The following is a 16,644-nucleotide window of genomic DNA, read 5'->3' on the forward strand; positions in this document are numbered from 1 at the left end:
GTAAGGTATATTCGTATTTTTAGTAACTTATCGCTAAAGATTGCCCCTTATATGGATTCTCTTAAAACATTACTATATTTTTCAATCTTTAACTACCCCTTAAAGAAGGATGAAATATATACTTTTTCTTCTCTGGAAAACAAAATCACCTTAGAATCAGAACTTTCTCATCTCTTAGAAAATGAAGTTATCTTTAAAATAGATGATTATTATTTGTGTTTAAAAAAAGAGAGTTTGGTTAGAAGGAGAGCACTCGGCAATAAAATGGCAGAGGAAATATTCCCTAAAGCAAGAAGAATGTCAAAATTCATTGCAAAATTTCCATTCGTAGAGGGCGTAGGTATTTCAGGGGCTTTATCAAAAGGATATCATGATGAAAACAGCGATATCGACTTTTTTATTATTACCACACCTCAAAGGTTGTGGATTGCCCGGACACTCTTGGTTTTATATAAAAAGGTTTTTTTATTGAACTCAAGAAAACATTTTTGTGTCAACTATTTTATTGCCAGCAATACTCTGGAAATAGATGAAAAAAATAAGTTTACAGCAACTGAGTTAATTACACTTATTCCTATGTATGGAGAAAAAGTATTTCAAACTTTTTACTATAAGAACCATTGGACACAGGAGTACTTTCCCAATCACAGTAAAAATGGATATCAAATCAGCAATGTTAAAAAGCCTTTACTAAGCAAATTTGTTGAAGCAATATTAAAAACTTCTTTTGGAGCTTTTGCAGATCGAATTTTTTTGAAATTGACCTATTATAAATGGAAGCGAAAGTTTAGGTTTATTGACAAAGCGGATTTTGATATAGCAATGAAATCCACCAAAAATGTATCGAAACATCATCCTCAGAATTTTCAGAAGAAAGTTATTGATACATTAAATGAAAAATATTCTAAAATGGAAAGTATACATAATATAACCTTAGAACAGGAACATGCTTGATATTGTTTTTTCTCATTCGTACTTCTACAAGTTCGACCTCAAGCAATGGAAGAATAGAACACCTTATCCTCCATTAGGCACTATTTATGCCGCATCCTATCTTAGAGAAAACGGATATAAAACGGGGTTATATGACACAAATCTTTTGGATAGTCCTTTAGGGATAAAATCGTATTTAGAATTGCATCGGCCAAAAATATTTGTCTTATACGATGATGGTTTCAATTATCTCACCAAAATGTGTTTAACGACCATGAGAGAGGCTGCTTTTAAAATGATCAAGATTGCCAAAGATTTAAGTTGTACAGTGGTGATTTGTAGTTCGGACTCAACAGATCATTATAAAAAATATTTGGATGCAGGAGGTGATTTTGTAATTCAGGGCGAAGGTGAAATAACACTTAAAGAATTAGTAGATACACTTAAAAATGGAGGAGATACCTCAAATATTCAAGGACTTGTTTATAAAAACAGTGATGAGGTTATTGTAAACCCTAAACGTGCAGTACTAAGAGATTTAGATGAACTGCCTTTACCTGCATGGGATTTAGTGGATATAGATTCTTACAGGAATGTATGGGAATCTGGGGGGAATGAATTTACTCTTAATTTGGTTACGACCCGTGGCTGCCCTTATAAGTGCAATTGGTGTGCAAAACCAATCTATGGCAACCGATATAACTCACATTCTCCTGAATATATCACAAAGCACATTAAGCATTTGAAACTCAATTATAATGTTTCCCGTTTTTGGATGTGTGATGATATTTTTGGATTAAAACCAAATTGGGTACAACAATTTAATAAAGAACTTAAAGAAGAGAATCTTGAAATATCCTATTATATTCAAAGTAGGGTTGATCTACTTTTAAAAGATGATACCATTGACGCCCTATCTGAAAGTGGATTGGAGGAAGTTTGGGTTGGAGCTGAGAGTGGTTCTCAAGCTATCTTAGATGCTATGGATAAAGGAACAACCGTAGAACAGATTTATAAGGCAACACAACTGCTTAAAGAAAAAGAGGTTCGCGTTGCATTCTTTATTCAATTTGGTTACTTGGGAGAGACCAAAGAAGATATTGCCAAAACTATAAAAATGATTAAAGAATTAGTGCCTGATAATTTAGGGATATCAGTCTCTTATCCACTTCCCGGAACCAAATTTTACGATAAGGTCAAAGATGATTTAAAATTAAAAGCGAATTGGACCGATTCTGATGATTTGGCCATGATGTTTAAAGGAACTTTTAATTCTAAGTATTATAAAAAACTGCATAGATACGTGCACAAAGAATATCGTAAAAGCCAGGCAATTTACTTATTTAAAGAGCTTTTCAGAAAACCGTATAAGATGTCTCTTTCAAAATTAAGGTCTATAATACTTTATATTTATTATGCCCCAAGTGCATATTTAAGTCGTTTTCAATTACTACATATTCAGCATAACAGTAACTAAAGTGATCTTAATTCAACCTCATAAAATAAAAAACAGTGTTGCTTATCTTACTGAAGAAGAATCTAAATTTAGCTCTCAATATTTAGATGTAAGACATAAAGAAGGCAGGATATTAAGTGATAAAGAAGTTTTCATACTACCGGAAGTTTCAAAGAGCAATGCTAATGCCGCAGAGTGGCTGCTGAGAAAAAACACTTCAAATCGGTTTATTGATTATTTGAAAACCAAACCTAATTGTTCAATTCTGGATATTGGCTGTGGTAATGGCTGGCTAAGCAATTTAATGACCTTAAATACTAATAGTGTTATAGGAATCGACATCAATGTTCCGGAATTGGAGCAGGCTGCAAGAGTTTTTGAAAAAGATAAACTTCAGTTTATGTATGGTGACATATTTAAGATAAATGAGCCATTTAAAGGTCAATTCGATATCATTGTCCTCAATGCAAGTGTTCAATATTTTGAAAATTTAAATGCTTTAATTGCCAAACTAAAAACATTTCTTAGCGCTACAGGCGAAATACATATTATCGATAGTCCTTTTTATCATGATAGTGAACTTTCCAATGCAAAAAAGAGGACAGAAAAGTATTATGATCAGCTGGGCTTTCCGGAAATGGCTCAATATTATTTTCACCATTCTATTGATGATATAAAGAATTTTAAAATTATGTATCGTCCCAAAAATAATTTCTGGCATAATTTTTTTGGAGCTAAAGGCACCCCTTTTTTATGGGTATGTTTGTTCAATGAGACAGCTAATGATAGTATAAAAAAAGGGTTTTCCAATATTGCATATGACTATGAGTCGTTAGATAAAACTTCTGGATTGATTCACTGGATGCGCAATAGAATAAGGAAACATTTCATAAAAACACTGGATACAAACAGTAGTATTTTAGAAATTAATTGTGGTTCCGGGATAGATGCTGTTTTTTTTGCTAAAAATGGATATAAAGTGCATGCTACAGATATTGCTGAAGGAATGATAGATTATGTTAGATCGAAAATTGTTTCGGAAAAACTGGAGCGTTATTTGACTTCTGAGATACTTTCCTTTAAAGACCTGTATAAGTTGGAAGGTAAACGGTATTCTCATATTTTTTCAAATTTTGGAGGATTAAACTGTAGTCCTCTTGGTGAACTGGAAAAGGTATTTAATTCATTTAAAGAAACTTTAGAACCTCACGGAACTGTAACACTGGTAATTATGCCAAGGATATGTTTATGGGAGTTTTTGAAAATTTTCAAAGGAGATACTACTGCTTTTAGAAGACTTAAAAAAAAGGGCATTTTGGCAAATATAAAGGGAGAAAAAGTTCGAACATATTATCATAGTGCCAGAAAAATTAAAGGATTACTTAAAGGAGATTTCACAGATTTTAGAATAGAAAACATTTGTTTTTTAGGACCTACCGGTAATCATATTCATTTTTATGAAAAGCACCCTTTTCTATTTAAAATTCTAAGCAGTTTTGACACACTAAGCAATAAAATACGTTTTTTGAGAGGCTATGGAGACTATTATATTATTTCTGCGAAAAAAAAGTAAAAATGTAAACGGATGATTTTTAGTTGGATCTAAGTTTTTTTGATAACCAACCTTGTTTTATAATAAAAACAACATAACATATAAACAGAGCATATTCAGCCACTACAAGACTTTTAGCAACTCCTATGATATTTTGGTCGATTAGAAAATAAAGCATAATAATTAATACAAGTAACTGAATAATGGCAAAATACAAAATGAAGTTCCATTTTTTATGTTGTAGTAAATAACTAAATAGTGGTATGATTATAAAGAATATAGGAATAGATAAAGATAATATTTGTAGCGCTTTAGTTGCTAAAAGATTATTGTTGAAGTCATTAAGATAATAGATTATATAAGGACTAACAAACCAGATACCAATAACAAATGCTACAGATATAATCACTGCCAAAACTATTCTTTTAGGAGTAAGTAGACTTTTTTCAACTCCTCTTTTATTATAAATAGGGAAAAAGCTTACGAACATAGTTCCTGAAATTCCTTTTATAACATTAATCACTTTTTCTGCTAAAGCAAAAAGAGCTGCAAATTGATTTCCCAATACGTAACTGATAATGGGTAAAATAGAATGCGGCTTTAATAAAGAAAAGAAATTTACCCAGAACAAATTAAACGTTTCACTTAAAAACTCTTTTATCTCCAAAAATGAAATCCGATGAATTTTGGAAAAACCAATATGGATTCTCTTTAAATAAAAAAGTATGGCAATCAATTCTGAAAAAGCAAAGAAACAATTGACAAGGATACTATTGTTGCTAATGCAAATAAGTATTAGAAATAATAGTTTAGAGAAAAAACCAATAAGGAATACAAACTTATTGACTTCCATTGCGTTACAAAACAATGCAGGATTTACAATTTTAGGGATCAACAATGGCAAACTTAAAACCCATAATACAAGATATTGAGGATATAAAAAGTAAACTACAATAGTGGATAACAAGGCAAGAAATAAGGAGAAAGAAGTTCTAATGTAAACGACTAGATTCCATAATTTTATAAAAAAGGATTTACTGTTACTAATACGTTTAGAAACCGTTGGGATATAATAGACAAAACTATAGTTTGCAATAGAAGCCATAGCCAGAACCAATGCCTGAACTGTAAATATAATGCCTACCTCTTTAAGGCCATATTTATTGATGAGCACAGGAAAACTAATAAAAGAGAATAAATAACCCAGGCTATTTAATAAAAATAGCCACGTAAAGTTTTTTACAAACCGGGATATAATTGTATTGTTAAAAATGATTTTTAATTTGAAAATTATCCTTTTAGCTTTTTAAGGTATGTAATCTTTTTGTATTTCAATAAATAGATAAGTTGTTCAGGGACTCCCCATCCAATTAATTTTGGCGAAGCTAGAAAGGAAAACAACAACTTTTTTTTAAGAGAAAATCTCAAGCCTCTTTCTTTAAAAAGATTTTTAATTTCAAGGATATGTTTCAAATAACATTCCCGGATAGCATTTTTTTCCTCTTGGCTAATCTTAGGTTTGTCAATTATATATACTATAAAAGTATCCAGCATCGCATTAAAATGATTTGTAAAAATCATTTTATCAATTTCCTGTTTTTCAAAAGAATTGGCACTATATTTTTCAACTACTTTCAATTCGATAGAAAATGCCTTATTGATATCTATTATTCGTTTAGTGGAAATAGTACTTCTGGTGATGGACTTTTTTCGGGAATATATTTTCAACAAGCTTTTATCTATGAAATGTATTCTTTTGGAATTAAAAAAGAACTCAAGTAGAAATGGATTATCTTCAAACCATATCTTTTCCGGGAATTTTAATTTTTTTACAATTTCGGACTTGTAAAGTTTACCCCAGGCAGTAGGAACAATTTTGTTAGAATAGATACCTTTTATTCCTTCAATTGGAGCTATGTTGTCTGGCATTTGTTTCCACCCTGAAACTTTTAATGTTTTTCCATTTTCATCAATAAGGGTAAACCTTGTAATAACAACATCGCTTTGACTATTGAGAATCTGTGGGACACAGATTTCCAGCATTTCCGGAATCAGCTCATCATCGGCATCTAAGAAAGTTAAATATCTTCCTTTTGCTAAAACAATGCCTTTGTTTCGGGCAGCACCAAGACTGTCATTTGAAGAATTAATAAGATGAATATTATCAAATTGGTCACAGTATTTTTCTGCAATATCTTTAGAAGTATCCGTTGAACCGTCATTCACTAAAATAATTTCAATATTGGAATAACTTTGATCTAATGTAGATTCAATCGCCCTGTGTAAACAAACTTCTTCATTATAAAAAGGAATGATAATACTTACCAGAGGGGGATGCATATAAATTATAGATTAATAAGTTGAGATACTAATTTTTGCTGAACCTCTAATAATTGGGATACATTATCCGGAGCTTTCCATCGAGAAGAGGTTAAAAGGTCTGCACCTATTAAAATACATACGGCTGATACCTTATAGAATTGAGAAAACGAATATACTGCAGCGCTTTCCATCTCAACCAAAGTGCAATTTTTGGATTTGTAATAACTAAGCAGGGAAGAAACTTCTCTAAAAGGACAGTCTGTACTCCAGGCAGTCTTTTCTTGAAGATCACAATCATTCTTTATTTTTTCAAACCATTTTTTATCGTAACAATCAATCTTCTCGCTATCTGTATAAAAGAAAGAAGCCCCTGTAGATGAATATACAGTAGAGATAATAGAAGCCTGCCTTTCTTTAACAGAATCATGCAATATTCCAGCCACACCAACAAAAATAAATTGCTCAACTCCAAGTTCTCTAAGCTCTTCCAGAAGCATTAACATGGCAGGAGCACCGGAACCAAACTCCGAACATAAAAGAACCTTGGATTTATAAACATAATGGACACCATTGATACCTTTTGCTTTTTTTGTAAGTGGAGAGACAACTTTGGAATACCCTTCTTTTTTTATAGAAATGATGGCCTTCTTTGGAAGTCTTTCAAAATTATAGACATTGCGAGCTCTCTTCCAAGAAACAAGATCTGGAACCTTCAGCATTGAAGGTTCTTTATAAAAATCTGGATTTTTACCATTGAAGAATGCCATACATCTAAATATCTATTTACAGTAAAGCTAGTTAAAATTAGTTTACCTGACTTTTAAAAAACAACCACAAGTAATTCTATGTTGAAAAGCTTTTTAAAGAGTTTAAAGCTGTGTCTACAGAAGAAATCTTTTCAAAAGTTAACAACAACCGAAGCCCATTACGTGTTTGTTTCTCTTTCATTTTTACAGCCTGAGAGTTGTTTTGCACATACTCAAGCACATTGCCAAAAGCCTTACTTTGGTAAAATGGGCTTTGCTGATCACTCACAAAGTAACCCACAAGCTTTCCTTTTTTCATGACAATACGTTCCAGACCCATTGCAATGGCAATCCACTTAATACGAACACTGTTTAAAAGGTCAACAGCTTGGTAAGGTAATGCTCCAAAACGATCTGTAAGTTCTTTTTCAAATTTTTGAAGTTCCATTTCATCTTTTAACTCATTTAATTTGGTATAAAGATTCAATCTTTCTGTGATATTATTTACATAATCGTCTGGGAACAAGAGTTCAAAATCTGTGTCAATTACAGCTTCTTTTACAAAACCTTTTTTTTCATGTTCGGTACCTGCATATAGATCTTTAAATTCTTTTTCTTTTAATTCATCAATCGCTTCTGCCAATATTTTTTGATAGGTTTCAAAACCAATTTCATTGATGAAACCACTTTGCTCGCCCCCCAACAAATCTCCTGCACCTCGAATTTCCAGATCTTTCATAGCAATATTTAGTCCACTTCCTAATTCACTGAACTGTTCTAAAGCAGTAATTCTTTTTCTGGCATCATCGGTCATGGCAGAATATGGAGGTGTAATAAAATAACAAAACGCTTTTTTATTACTTCGGCCTACACGGCCTCGCATTTGGTGTAGGTCTGACAATCCAAAGTTATTGGCATTATTGATAAAAATTGTATTTGCATTTGGGACATCCAGTCCACTTTCAATAATAGTAGTGGAAACGAGAATATCAAACTCATTGTTCATAAAAGCAAGCATTAGTTGCTCAAGTTTTTTTCCTTTCATTTGCCCATGGCCAATCCCAATTTTCGCATCGGGGACCAGTCGTTGAATCATTCCGGCAACCTCTTTTATATTTTCAATACGATTGTGTACAAAGAAGACTTGTCCTCTTCGTGAAATCTCATACCGAATGGCATCTCGAATAATTTCTTCGGAAAATCTAATCACATTGGTCTCTACCGGATAACGATTGGGAGGGGGTGTAGTAATGACTGACAAATCCCGGGCTGCCATCAAACTAAACTGAAGCGTCCTGGGAATAGGCGTTGCAGTTAGTGTAAGGGTATCCACATTTTCTTTAATAGTTTTCAATTTATCTTTAACTGCTACGCCAAATTTTTGTTCTTCGTCAATGATAAGTAACCCAAGGTCTTTGAATTCTACCGATTTATTTACCAATTGATGTGTTCCTATTACAATATCAAGCTTGCCGCTTTTAAGGTCTTCTAAAACAATTCTACGTTCTTTTGCTGTACGGAACCTATTAAGATAATCTATATTTACAGGCATTTCGGCGAGTCTTTCCGAAAAGGTTTTGTGATGCTGAAATGCTAAAACAGTAGTAGGAACGAGGATGGCCACCTGTTTTCCATTGTCCACAGCTTTAAAAGCAGCACGAACAGCAACTTCGGTCTTTCCAAAACCTACGTCACCACATACCAATCTGTCCATAGGCCTTTCACTCTCCATATCGCGCTTAACATCTTCAGTTGAAGTTATCTGGTCCGGAGTATCTTCGTATATAAAAGAAGATTCAAGCTCCAGTTGTAAATACGAATCCGGATCATAGGCAAATCCTTTTTGGAGGCGACGTTTTGCATACAACTCAATAAGGTTGAAAGCAATTTCTTTTACACGAGTCTTTGTTTTTTGCTTCAGTTTTTTCCAGGCAGCACTTCCTAATTTGTAAATCTTAGGTATTGCACCGTCTTTACCATTGTATTTTGAAATCTTGTGCAGTGAATGAATGCTGAGGTACAAAATATCACGTTCTCCATAGATCAACTTAATGGCTTCTTGTTGCCTGCCTTCCACATCAATTTTTTGAAGTCCGCCAAATTTGCCTATCCCGTGATCAATATGGGTTACATAATCGCCAACTTCAAGATTTGTTAGCTCTTTAAGTGTAATAGCTTGTTTTTTAGCATAACCGTTTTTAAGCTGAAACTTGTGATAGCGTTCAAAGATTTGATGATCGGTATAACATACATTCCTATTTTCATGATCTATAAAACCTTGGTATAACGGAAATACAATCGTTTCAAACTGTTCTACTTTTTGTTGAGCATCTTCAAAAATATCGTGAAAACGTTTTGCCTGTTGTTCACTGCTACAGAAAACATAATTTGTATAACCTTCCAATACATTGGCATTTAGGTTTTCAATAAGTAAATTAAATTGCTTGTTGAATGAAGGTTGTGGTTTTGTATTAAATGTAATATTGCAATTATACGTTAAAGCACTACTATTGCTTAACTTCACTGATATAAATTCTGAAAGTTGCTTCAAAAGTAATGAAGCTGTACAGAACAACTCGGCAGGTTCATTCATTTTCACCTCCCCTTTTGTTTCGTTAAAAGCATAGACCGCTTTTTTAAATAGTTTTTCGATACTACTACTTAGAAGCTCTTCATTTTTTAAGAAGATCACGGTTTTTGAAGCAATGTATTTCAGGAAACTCTCCCGATTTTCTTCCATCATTTTATTTTCCACATTTGGAATGATAGAAATCTTTTTTACTTGCTCTAAAGATAATTGTGTTTCAACATCGAATGTTCTAATGCTATCTACATCATCTCCAAAGAATTCAATGCGATAAGGGATATCATTACTAAAAGAAAACACGTCTAAAATCCCACCACGAACTGAGAATTCCCCTGGTTCGGTAACAAAATCTGTACGCTTAAAATTGTAGGCAAAAAGCACTTCATTCACAAAGTCAATGGATAGTTCGTCATTTACCGAGATTTTCAAAGTATTTTTTTCCAGCTCTTTACGGGTTACAACTTTTTCGAATAATGCTTCGGGATACGTAACAATAAGAGCCGGTTTTTTTCGGGAATTTATTCTATTCAATACTTCAGAGCGTAGCAATATATTGGCATTATCTGTTTCTTCAATTTGGTAAGGACGCCGATAGCTTCCAGGATAGAAAAGTACATTTTGATCACCCAATAAATTTTCAAGATCGTTAAGGTGGTAGGCAGCTTCTTCTTTGTCGTTCAAAATTAACAGAAAGGGCAATTGCGATTGTTTGAAAGTTTCGGCGATTACCAAGGAAACTGCAGATCCAACCAGCCCCGAAATACAAATATCTTTTTCAGAATTGGCAATAGCATCCCCTAGTTTTCGAATATTCGAAGACTGTGCAAAAAGTGAAGAAACAAGAGCTTTGCTCATGGAGGGCAAAGATAGTACAGCAATATTTTAAATGAAACAAGAAATAAGTTTTTCTATTTCTTGTTTAGTATTATAGACATTAGGCGCTACCCGAATGGCATCTCCGCGATAAGAAACATACATATTTTTAGCAGAAATATTCTCCTTCAATTCTTCAACAGGCTTTCCATTTGTAATATAAATCCCAAACAAGTGATGCGCTCTAAAAGGAGAACTTTCTATAAAATAGTCATTTTCGGGAAGGGATTTCAAAACATCTTCTGTAATATTCCTGCAATATTTCTGTATTGCATCAGGGGTCCATTCCAATAATTGCCTAATGGACTCGGATAGCATTGGGGTGAGGATAAAATTACTCGATTCGCCTACATCATAACGTGCGGCTTTTGGCCTGAAGTTCTCGTTATATTTTACCAAATTCGAAAAATCATCACTTCCTTCATGATTTATCCAATTATTTTCGATGGGAGTTCCGTGATAAAACTTCTCACCATAATATGCGACACCCAAACCATAGGCTCCTAATAACCACTTATAACCACCACATATTAAAGCATCGGGTTGAATTTTTGTGACAGAAAAAGGCATCGCACCAACACTTTGAGTACCATCAATAATTAAAAAAGCATCTACATCATTGGTTCTTTCTCTAATAGCCTGTAAGTCAAAAATAGTTCCATCTGCCCAATGAACATAGGGTAGGGCGACTACTTTTGTCTTTGGAGAAATGGCTTCTAGAATCATTTCATTCCAACGTTGTGCTCTCCCTTTAACAATGGGAGGAGCTTTGATGATTTTCACAATTGCCTCTTTTTCATTTTCCAATTGTTTCCATGAATAGTAATTACTGGGGAATTGTTCTTCCAAGACTATAATTTCATTCCCTTTTTCAAATGAAATGTTCTTTATGGCTGTTGCAATTCCATATGAAACGGAAGGAATAATCGCAATACATTCGGGATCTGTTGCATCAATTAATTGGGCAAATCTTTTTTTCAGAATTATTTTTTTTGAAAAGAAATCACTTTCAGAAATTAAAAATGGAGTAGCTTTTCTTTGAAGGTTTTCGACACCAATTCTTTCGACAGACTTTAATTGAGGGGACATGTAAGCTCCGTTGAGATACGTAACTCCTTCGGGTAAACTAAAAAGATGTTTTTGATTGGAAATCATGCTTTCAAGTTAATATTTTTAGCGGATTTTTTTTGGAAAAAGAAAACTTTATCAAAAGTGTTTTTTCCGGGGGAAATTCAACGAAAAAATAAATACTAGTTTTATATTTGCAGTATAAAATTAAACTATGTCATTTACAGATTTATTTGAAAGCGGAGAACACAAAAGAAACCTCGGTCATTTTGCGTCAATAGTTAGTATGGCCTCAGTTGACGGAACCTTGAATGAAGCAGAAGAAATTATGTTAAAGCGTTTTGCCAGAAAACTGGATATAGACGAATCTGAGTATATAGAAGTTCTTAAAAACCCTTCTAAATACCCTATCAACCCACCAAATTCTGCAGATAAGCGCTTGGAACGAATGCACGATCTGTTTGAAATGATTTTTGCTGATCACTTTATTGATGATGATGAACGCTTTTTAATTGAAAAATATGCTATTGGTTTGGGGTATTCTGAAAAGCTTGCTGAAAAATTGATCAGACGTTCTATAGATATTTATCAAGGGGGTCTTGACTTTGAGGATTATCGTTATCTTTTAAATAGGAAATAGTTATCTAGTTTATTAAGGCACCAATTTTTTTAAATAGCTCTTTTTTGGAGTATGGCTTACTTAAAAAAGAAGTGGCACCTGACTCTTTTATTTTTTTCTGTTCTTCAACCATTGTTCTTCCACTTACAACCAGAACAGGAAGTTCTCTTATATTTAAATCAGGGTTTTCACGTAAGTGATGTATCATATTAAAACAATCCATATCCGGAAGCTTCATTTTTGTGATAACCAGATTGTACTTCTTTTTGTTTAGTAGATCAATAGCCTGTTTTCCACTTTGAGCAATTTCAATATAGAACGCCTTTTCATTATTGATAAAAGTTTTCATAAAGAGCATTTGGTTCATTTCGTCATCCTCAACAATTAAAATACGTTTGCTAAGTACAATACCAGTCCCTTTAGGCACTGTTTTACTTTTTTTATTGGTTTTGATTTTTTTGTCAAAAGGGAGGGTAATACTAAAAGAAGAGCCTTCTCCCAAAACACTATCCACTGTAACAGAACCACCCAATAAACTGGTAAGCTCTTTGACAATTCTAAGGCCCAAGCCTTCTCCAAGTGGTTTAACTTTGTTTAGTTCTAATTGGAGATAGGAGTCAAAAACTTTAGGTAGATTATCTTTTGAAATCCCTGAGCCGGTATCTTTAATAATAAAGGTAATGTATACTTTCCCTTCCTTTTTTTCTTTTAAAAGAACCGCTACAGAAATAGTTCCTTCTTTGGTGTTCCTAAAAGCATTTTCCAATAAATTAAATAGTATTTGATTAAGTTTTGTAGGGTCTCCCAAAACTCTTACAGGAACATCTTTGTGTATTTTGAGATGAAGGTCAATGCTTTTTTCATTATATTTTAAGCTAAAATGCCTGATAAGTCCATGTAGGGTCTTATTAATACTAAAAGGAATATTTTTGATGTCTGTAATTCCATTTTCTATTCTTGAGATATCCAACAAATCCTCCATGAGGATTTTAATATGCATTCCCGTTTCGTGCATTACGTTAAGGGCCTCTTTTTGCTCATAGGATAGTTTGGTTTTCCTTAAAACATCCATAAACCCTAAAAGGCTGTTCAGGGGATTTCTTATTTCATGATTAAGGTTTGCCAGAAACTTATTTTTAAACTCTTCTTTAGCAATAAGCAATTGTCTCTCAAAAGCAAGTTTTTCTTTGGCAATGGACGCCTCATTTTTTTCTTGTACTAATGGGTGAGAATCTTTGTAGTGTTCGGTAAAATCGAAAATGAGAAGATATACCTTGTCTTTGTCAGGGATAATATCTACATCTGCGATTAGTAGCTTTGGAGCAATGTCTAAATTAACACAAGGGAAATGTATTTTTTTAGTTATTTGAGGTAGCAGAGGTTCGATTCCGATAAAAAAAGGATGTATCTCTGTGATGGACTTTTTTTTGGATATTGAAAAGATAGTATTTTCACTTTCCTGAACAATTCCTTTTCTATTTAATTCAACAACCTGAATTTTAGAATTATAAATATCATTTTTGATGTTTGCAAATTCCATATTATATCATTTGCTTAGCAATATCAAGGAAGATTTTCTCTACATTTTCACCTTCTTTGGCACTTGTAAAAATGCAATCTTTAAATTCTTCTTTTTCAAAGAAATCCTTTGAGCTTTGTGTTTGTATTAAATCCACTTTATTCCCGGCAATACAGAAAGGAATATTGGGAAATTCACTTTTCAGATAGATTATTTCCTCTCCAATATTCTCAAAAGTTTCAGGGCGCGTTACATCAAAGACGTATATAAAACCATGTGTTCCTAGCAAGTATGATTTTCTGGCTTTAGAAATGGCGCTATTTCCTTCAATATCCCAAATGATAAGTGAAATGGTTTCACCATTGAGATCAATATCTTTTTTCTTTACATGAACGCCAACGGTAACCAGATAATCTTCACTAAAAAGACTATCGACATAGCGTCGTACAAGGCTGGTTTTACCAACACCAAAGTGACCAAGGAGTACGATTTTTTTAGATCGGGCCATTAAATTATTTTTTAATAATTACAAAATTATTTAATTGAAATCTATTTCAAGCCCTCCTCAACCTGAAGAATTCAAGCTGCAAGATACCAATATTCTTTTCAATAATCTTAATAATTTTATGTAGTTGTGAAGCCTTTTCTTTTTAATGGCTCCATTGTCTAAAGAAATCTTTTAAAATACGATCGACTTCTTCTTTTTTTAGGGAGGAAATTTGTGAGGAAAGCCTATTTGAGAGTTTCAATAATTTATTTTCAATCTTACTTTCAAAAGCCCGGGTATAGTTCCCGGATGCAACAACTGCTATATAGTAACTATGAAAATTTTGAATGTGAATTTTGTATAATTCGTATTCAATAGCTTCCAGATTTTGATTTCCTCCTTCAAAGGCATCTTCAACAAAGCTTTTAATTGCTGTTAGCATTCCGGAGACCATATCTTTGTCTACAGTAGAAGTAGTACTGTAATTACCTAATAGAATTCCAGATCCTTTTTGTATTACAAATATTTCGTTGATCTGTGGTGCATCTAATTCACTTAACATTAAATCACTTTCTTTTACACCGGTGAAACGAGCCTGCAACCTGCGTTTAATTGAACTAAATGAAAAAGCATTGTTAACTTTTTTATTCACGTTTTCTGAAAGTAATTGTATTTCATTTTGTATATACCGCTTAATCATTTTACCCATAATAGGGTATAATGCTTCTACAACCTGTTCTTTAGAATTTTCAATTTGTTCTTTAAGGGCTTTAGTAATGGTGGGTCCTAAAGTAACAGGAATTTCGTCAATAAAAACTTTTATTTTTTTGTCGATGATAGGATCTACCTTTTCTGAAAGTTTATCCCTTTTTTCAAGCAGTTCAGTGATGGTGTCAAGACGCTGATTTACAGCACGAGCCACCTCTCTGTCATCAATTAACAGAATATCTCTAAGAAGTTGTAATTTTTCCTCTTCATCAAGCATTACCAAATTTTAATAGTATTATTTAGCGCTAATTTTTTCTCCTAGATTTATAAGGAGTTTCCCTAACTCTTTGCGGTCAACTTTTTCTTCGGTAAGCGCTTCGGTTTTTGCATTTACGGCATCTTCAAGATCAGTAATGCGAATGTTTACATCTGTGCTTAGGGAATCAATAGATTGCATAAGTTCGTTGCGAACTTCATCTATGTAATTTTCAAGTAATTCTTTTTTCTTTTCAATATCTTTTTTGAGGGTAGTAAACTCACTATCGTATTGCTCTATATTTTCCCCAAAAATAAGGTTTTTAATAGCTTCTATCTTTGAAGCAGAATCAACTTGCTCGTTGGCAGGCTCATTAGTCTTTCTCTTTGCCATATGTTCTGTTTGTATAAATTTAGAAAAAAATTGAATAACGCAATTGAAAAAATGATATTTAGGAGCTTTGCATAAATTCCTCAGCTTTTTCAACCATCAATTTACTTCCGCAGAAGAAAGGTACACGTTGGTGTAATTTGGTAGGTTGAATATCTAAAATACGCTGAAAACCATTACTTGCTTTACCCCCGGCCTGTTCGGCAATATATGCCATAGGATTACATTCATAAAGTAAACGTAATTTACCATCCGGATTTTTTGAAGTATTTGGATAAATATAAATACCTCCTTTAATCATGTTTCTGTGAAAATCTGAAACTAAAGAACCAATATACCGCGATGTATACGGACGATCTTCCTCTTCTCGCTGACAATATTTGATATAATCCTTAACACCCTGTGGGAAATGAACATAATTCCCTTCGTTTACCGAATAGATATTCCCTGTTTCGGGAAATTTCATATTTGGATGTGACAAATAGTAGGTGCCAATGGCAGGATTCAAAGTAAATCCATTTACACCGTGACCTGTAGTGTAAACAATCATTGTTGAGGTTCCATATACAATATATCCTGCTGCTACCTGACGATTTCCCGGCTGTAGAAAATCTTCTAAAGTAACAGGAGTTCCTTCTGAAGTAACTCTTCTATAAATTGAGAAAATAGTTCCAACAGAAACGTTCACATCTATATTTGAAGAACCATCCAAAGGATCGATCAATACAACATATTTATTATCATTCTTCTTATTGCGACCTCTAATGGTTATAAAATCATCTTCTTCTTCACTGGCAATCCCACAAACAATCTCTCGATTGGTCAATGTTTTGATAAAAGCATCATTGGCATAAACATCCAGTTTTTGCTGATTTTCTCCTTGAATATTAGTATCACCCACTGCACCTAGAATATCAACTAAACCGGCTTTATTCACTTCGTGATTTACCACTTTAGCTGCCAGGCGAATGGAATTAATGAGTCGGGAAAGTTCACCACTGGAATACTGAAATTCACTCTGATTTCCAATTATAAATTCGCCTAAAGTCTGATTTTGTTTTGCCATGAGGTCAAGTTGTCTTGAATTTGATGCAAATATCGGGTTTTTTAAGAAAATGAACCGATATT

The 16,644-nt window shown here is 33.2% G+C and carries 14 protein-coding genes; 4 read left to right on the plus strand and 10 right to left on the minus strand.

From position 1 onward, the window contains the following. The first annotated feature begins 51 nt into the window (after positions 1–51). The 3 genes from ACY2RT_RS08685 to ACY2RT_RS08695 are packed head-to-tail and all read left to right on the plus strand — an operon-like array spanning position 52 to position 3,962. A complete protein-coding gene (locus tag ACY2RT_RS08685) occupies positions 52–954 on the plus strand; it encodes a nucleotidyltransferase domain-containing protein (protein WP_490155519.1) in 903 nt (300 codons plus the stop codon). Beyond that, complete coding sequence (locus ACY2RT_RS08690) at positions 947–2,410, plus strand: B12-binding domain-containing radical SAM protein (RefSeq protein WP_490155520.1); 1,464 nt, start codon at positions 947–949, stop codon at positions 2,408–2,410. The genes ACY2RT_RS08685 and ACY2RT_RS08690 overlap by 8 nt, the downstream gene beginning before the upstream one ends. Position 2,411: 1 nt before the next feature. After that, a complete protein-coding gene (locus tag ACY2RT_RS08695) occupies positions 2,412–3,962 on the plus strand; it encodes a class I SAM-dependent methyltransferase (protein WP_490155521.1) in 1,551 nt (516 codons plus the stop codon). Positions 3,963–3,981: 19 nt separating this feature from the next. Here the strand turns inward: ACY2RT_RS08695 and ACY2RT_RS08700 are convergent, their stop codons facing one another. The 5 genes from ACY2RT_RS08700 to ACY2RT_RS08720 all read right to left on the minus strand — a co-directional run bounded on the left by ACY2RT_RS08700 (position 3,982) and on the right by ACY2RT_RS08720 (position 11,624). Continuing rightward, the gene (locus tag ACY2RT_RS08700) at positions 3,982–5,046 is read right to left on the minus strand and encodes an MATE family efflux transporter (RefSeq protein ID WP_490155522.1); all 1,065 of its coding nucleotides are present in this window, start codon (positions 5,044–5,046) and stop codon (positions 3,982–3,984) included. 185 nt (positions 5,047–5,231) lie between these two features. After that, positions 5,232–6,281, minus strand: a complete 1,050-nt coding sequence (locus ACY2RT_RS08705) for a glycosyltransferase family 2 protein (protein WP_490155523.1) — start codon at positions 6,279–6,281, stop codon at positions 5,232–5,234. Positions 6,282–6,286: 5 nt separating this feature from the next. Next, positions 6,287–7,030: a phosphorylase family protein gene (locus tag ACY2RT_RS08710; protein WP_490155524.1), complete on the minus strand. Its 744-nt coding sequence runs from the start codon at positions 7,028–7,030 to the stop codon at positions 6,287–6,289. Positions 7,031–7,106: 76 nt separating this feature from the next. Next, entirely contained in the window at positions 7,107–10,451 is a 3,345-nt protein-coding gene (gene mfd / locus ACY2RT_RS08715; protein ID WP_490155525.1) for a transcription-repair coupling factor, read from the minus strand. Between the two features lie 27 nt (positions 10,452–10,478). Then, on the minus strand, positions 10,479–11,624 hold the full coding sequence (locus ACY2RT_RS08720; RefSeq protein WP_490155526.1) for an aminotransferase class V-fold PLP-dependent enzyme: 1,146 nt from the start codon (positions 11,622–11,624) through the stop codon (positions 10,479–10,481). A 127-nt stretch (positions 11,625–11,751) separates the two neighbouring features. Here ACY2RT_RS08720 and ACY2RT_RS08725 point away from each other — a divergent pair, with 127 nt between their 5' ends. After that, positions 11,752–12,177 carry a tellurite resistance TerB family protein gene (locus ACY2RT_RS08725; protein WP_490155527.1) on the plus strand — a complete coding sequence of 142 codons (426 nt, stop codon included), beginning with the start codon at positions 11,752–11,754 and terminating at the stop codon, positions 12,175–12,177. 4 nt (positions 12,178–12,181) lie between these two features. On the opposite strand, the gene ACY2RT_RS08730 is transcribed toward ACY2RT_RS08725, so the two are convergent. The 5 genes from ACY2RT_RS08730 to fbp form a co-directional block, all read right to left on the minus strand. Beyond that, entirely contained in the window at positions 12,182–13,696 is a 1,515-nt protein-coding gene (locus ACY2RT_RS08730) for an ATP-binding response regulator (protein ID WP_490155528.1), read from the minus strand. A gap of 1 nt (position 13,697) precedes the next feature. Then, the gene (locus tag ACY2RT_RS08735) at positions 13,698–14,183 is read right to left on the minus strand and encodes a Rab family GTPase (RefSeq protein WP_490155529.1); all 486 of its coding nucleotides are present in this window, start codon (positions 14,181–14,183) and stop codon (positions 13,698–13,700) included. A gap of 142 nt (positions 14,184–14,325) precedes the next feature. Further along, a complete protein-coding gene (locus tag ACY2RT_RS08740) occupies positions 14,326–15,147 on the minus strand; it encodes a cell envelope biogenesis protein OmpA (protein WP_490155530.1) in 822 nt (273 codons plus the stop codon). A gap of 18 nt (positions 15,148–15,165) precedes the next feature. Further along, positions 15,166–15,519, minus strand: coding sequence for a fructose 1,6-bisphosphatase (locus ACY2RT_RS08745; RefSeq protein ID WP_490155531.1), 354 nt, complete (start codon positions 15,517–15,519; stop codon positions 15,166–15,168). Between the two features lie 58 nt (positions 15,520–15,577). Then, positions 15,578–16,582 (minus strand): class 1 fructose-bisphosphatase, encoded by a 1,005-nt coding sequence (gene fbp / locus ACY2RT_RS08750; protein ID WP_490155532.1) that lies wholly within the window; start codon positions 16,580–16,582, stop codon positions 15,578–15,580. Between the last annotated feature and the right edge of the window lie 62 nt (positions 16,583–16,644).

It is taken from the genome of Ulvibacter sp. 2210JD10-4 (assembly GCF_058148525.1).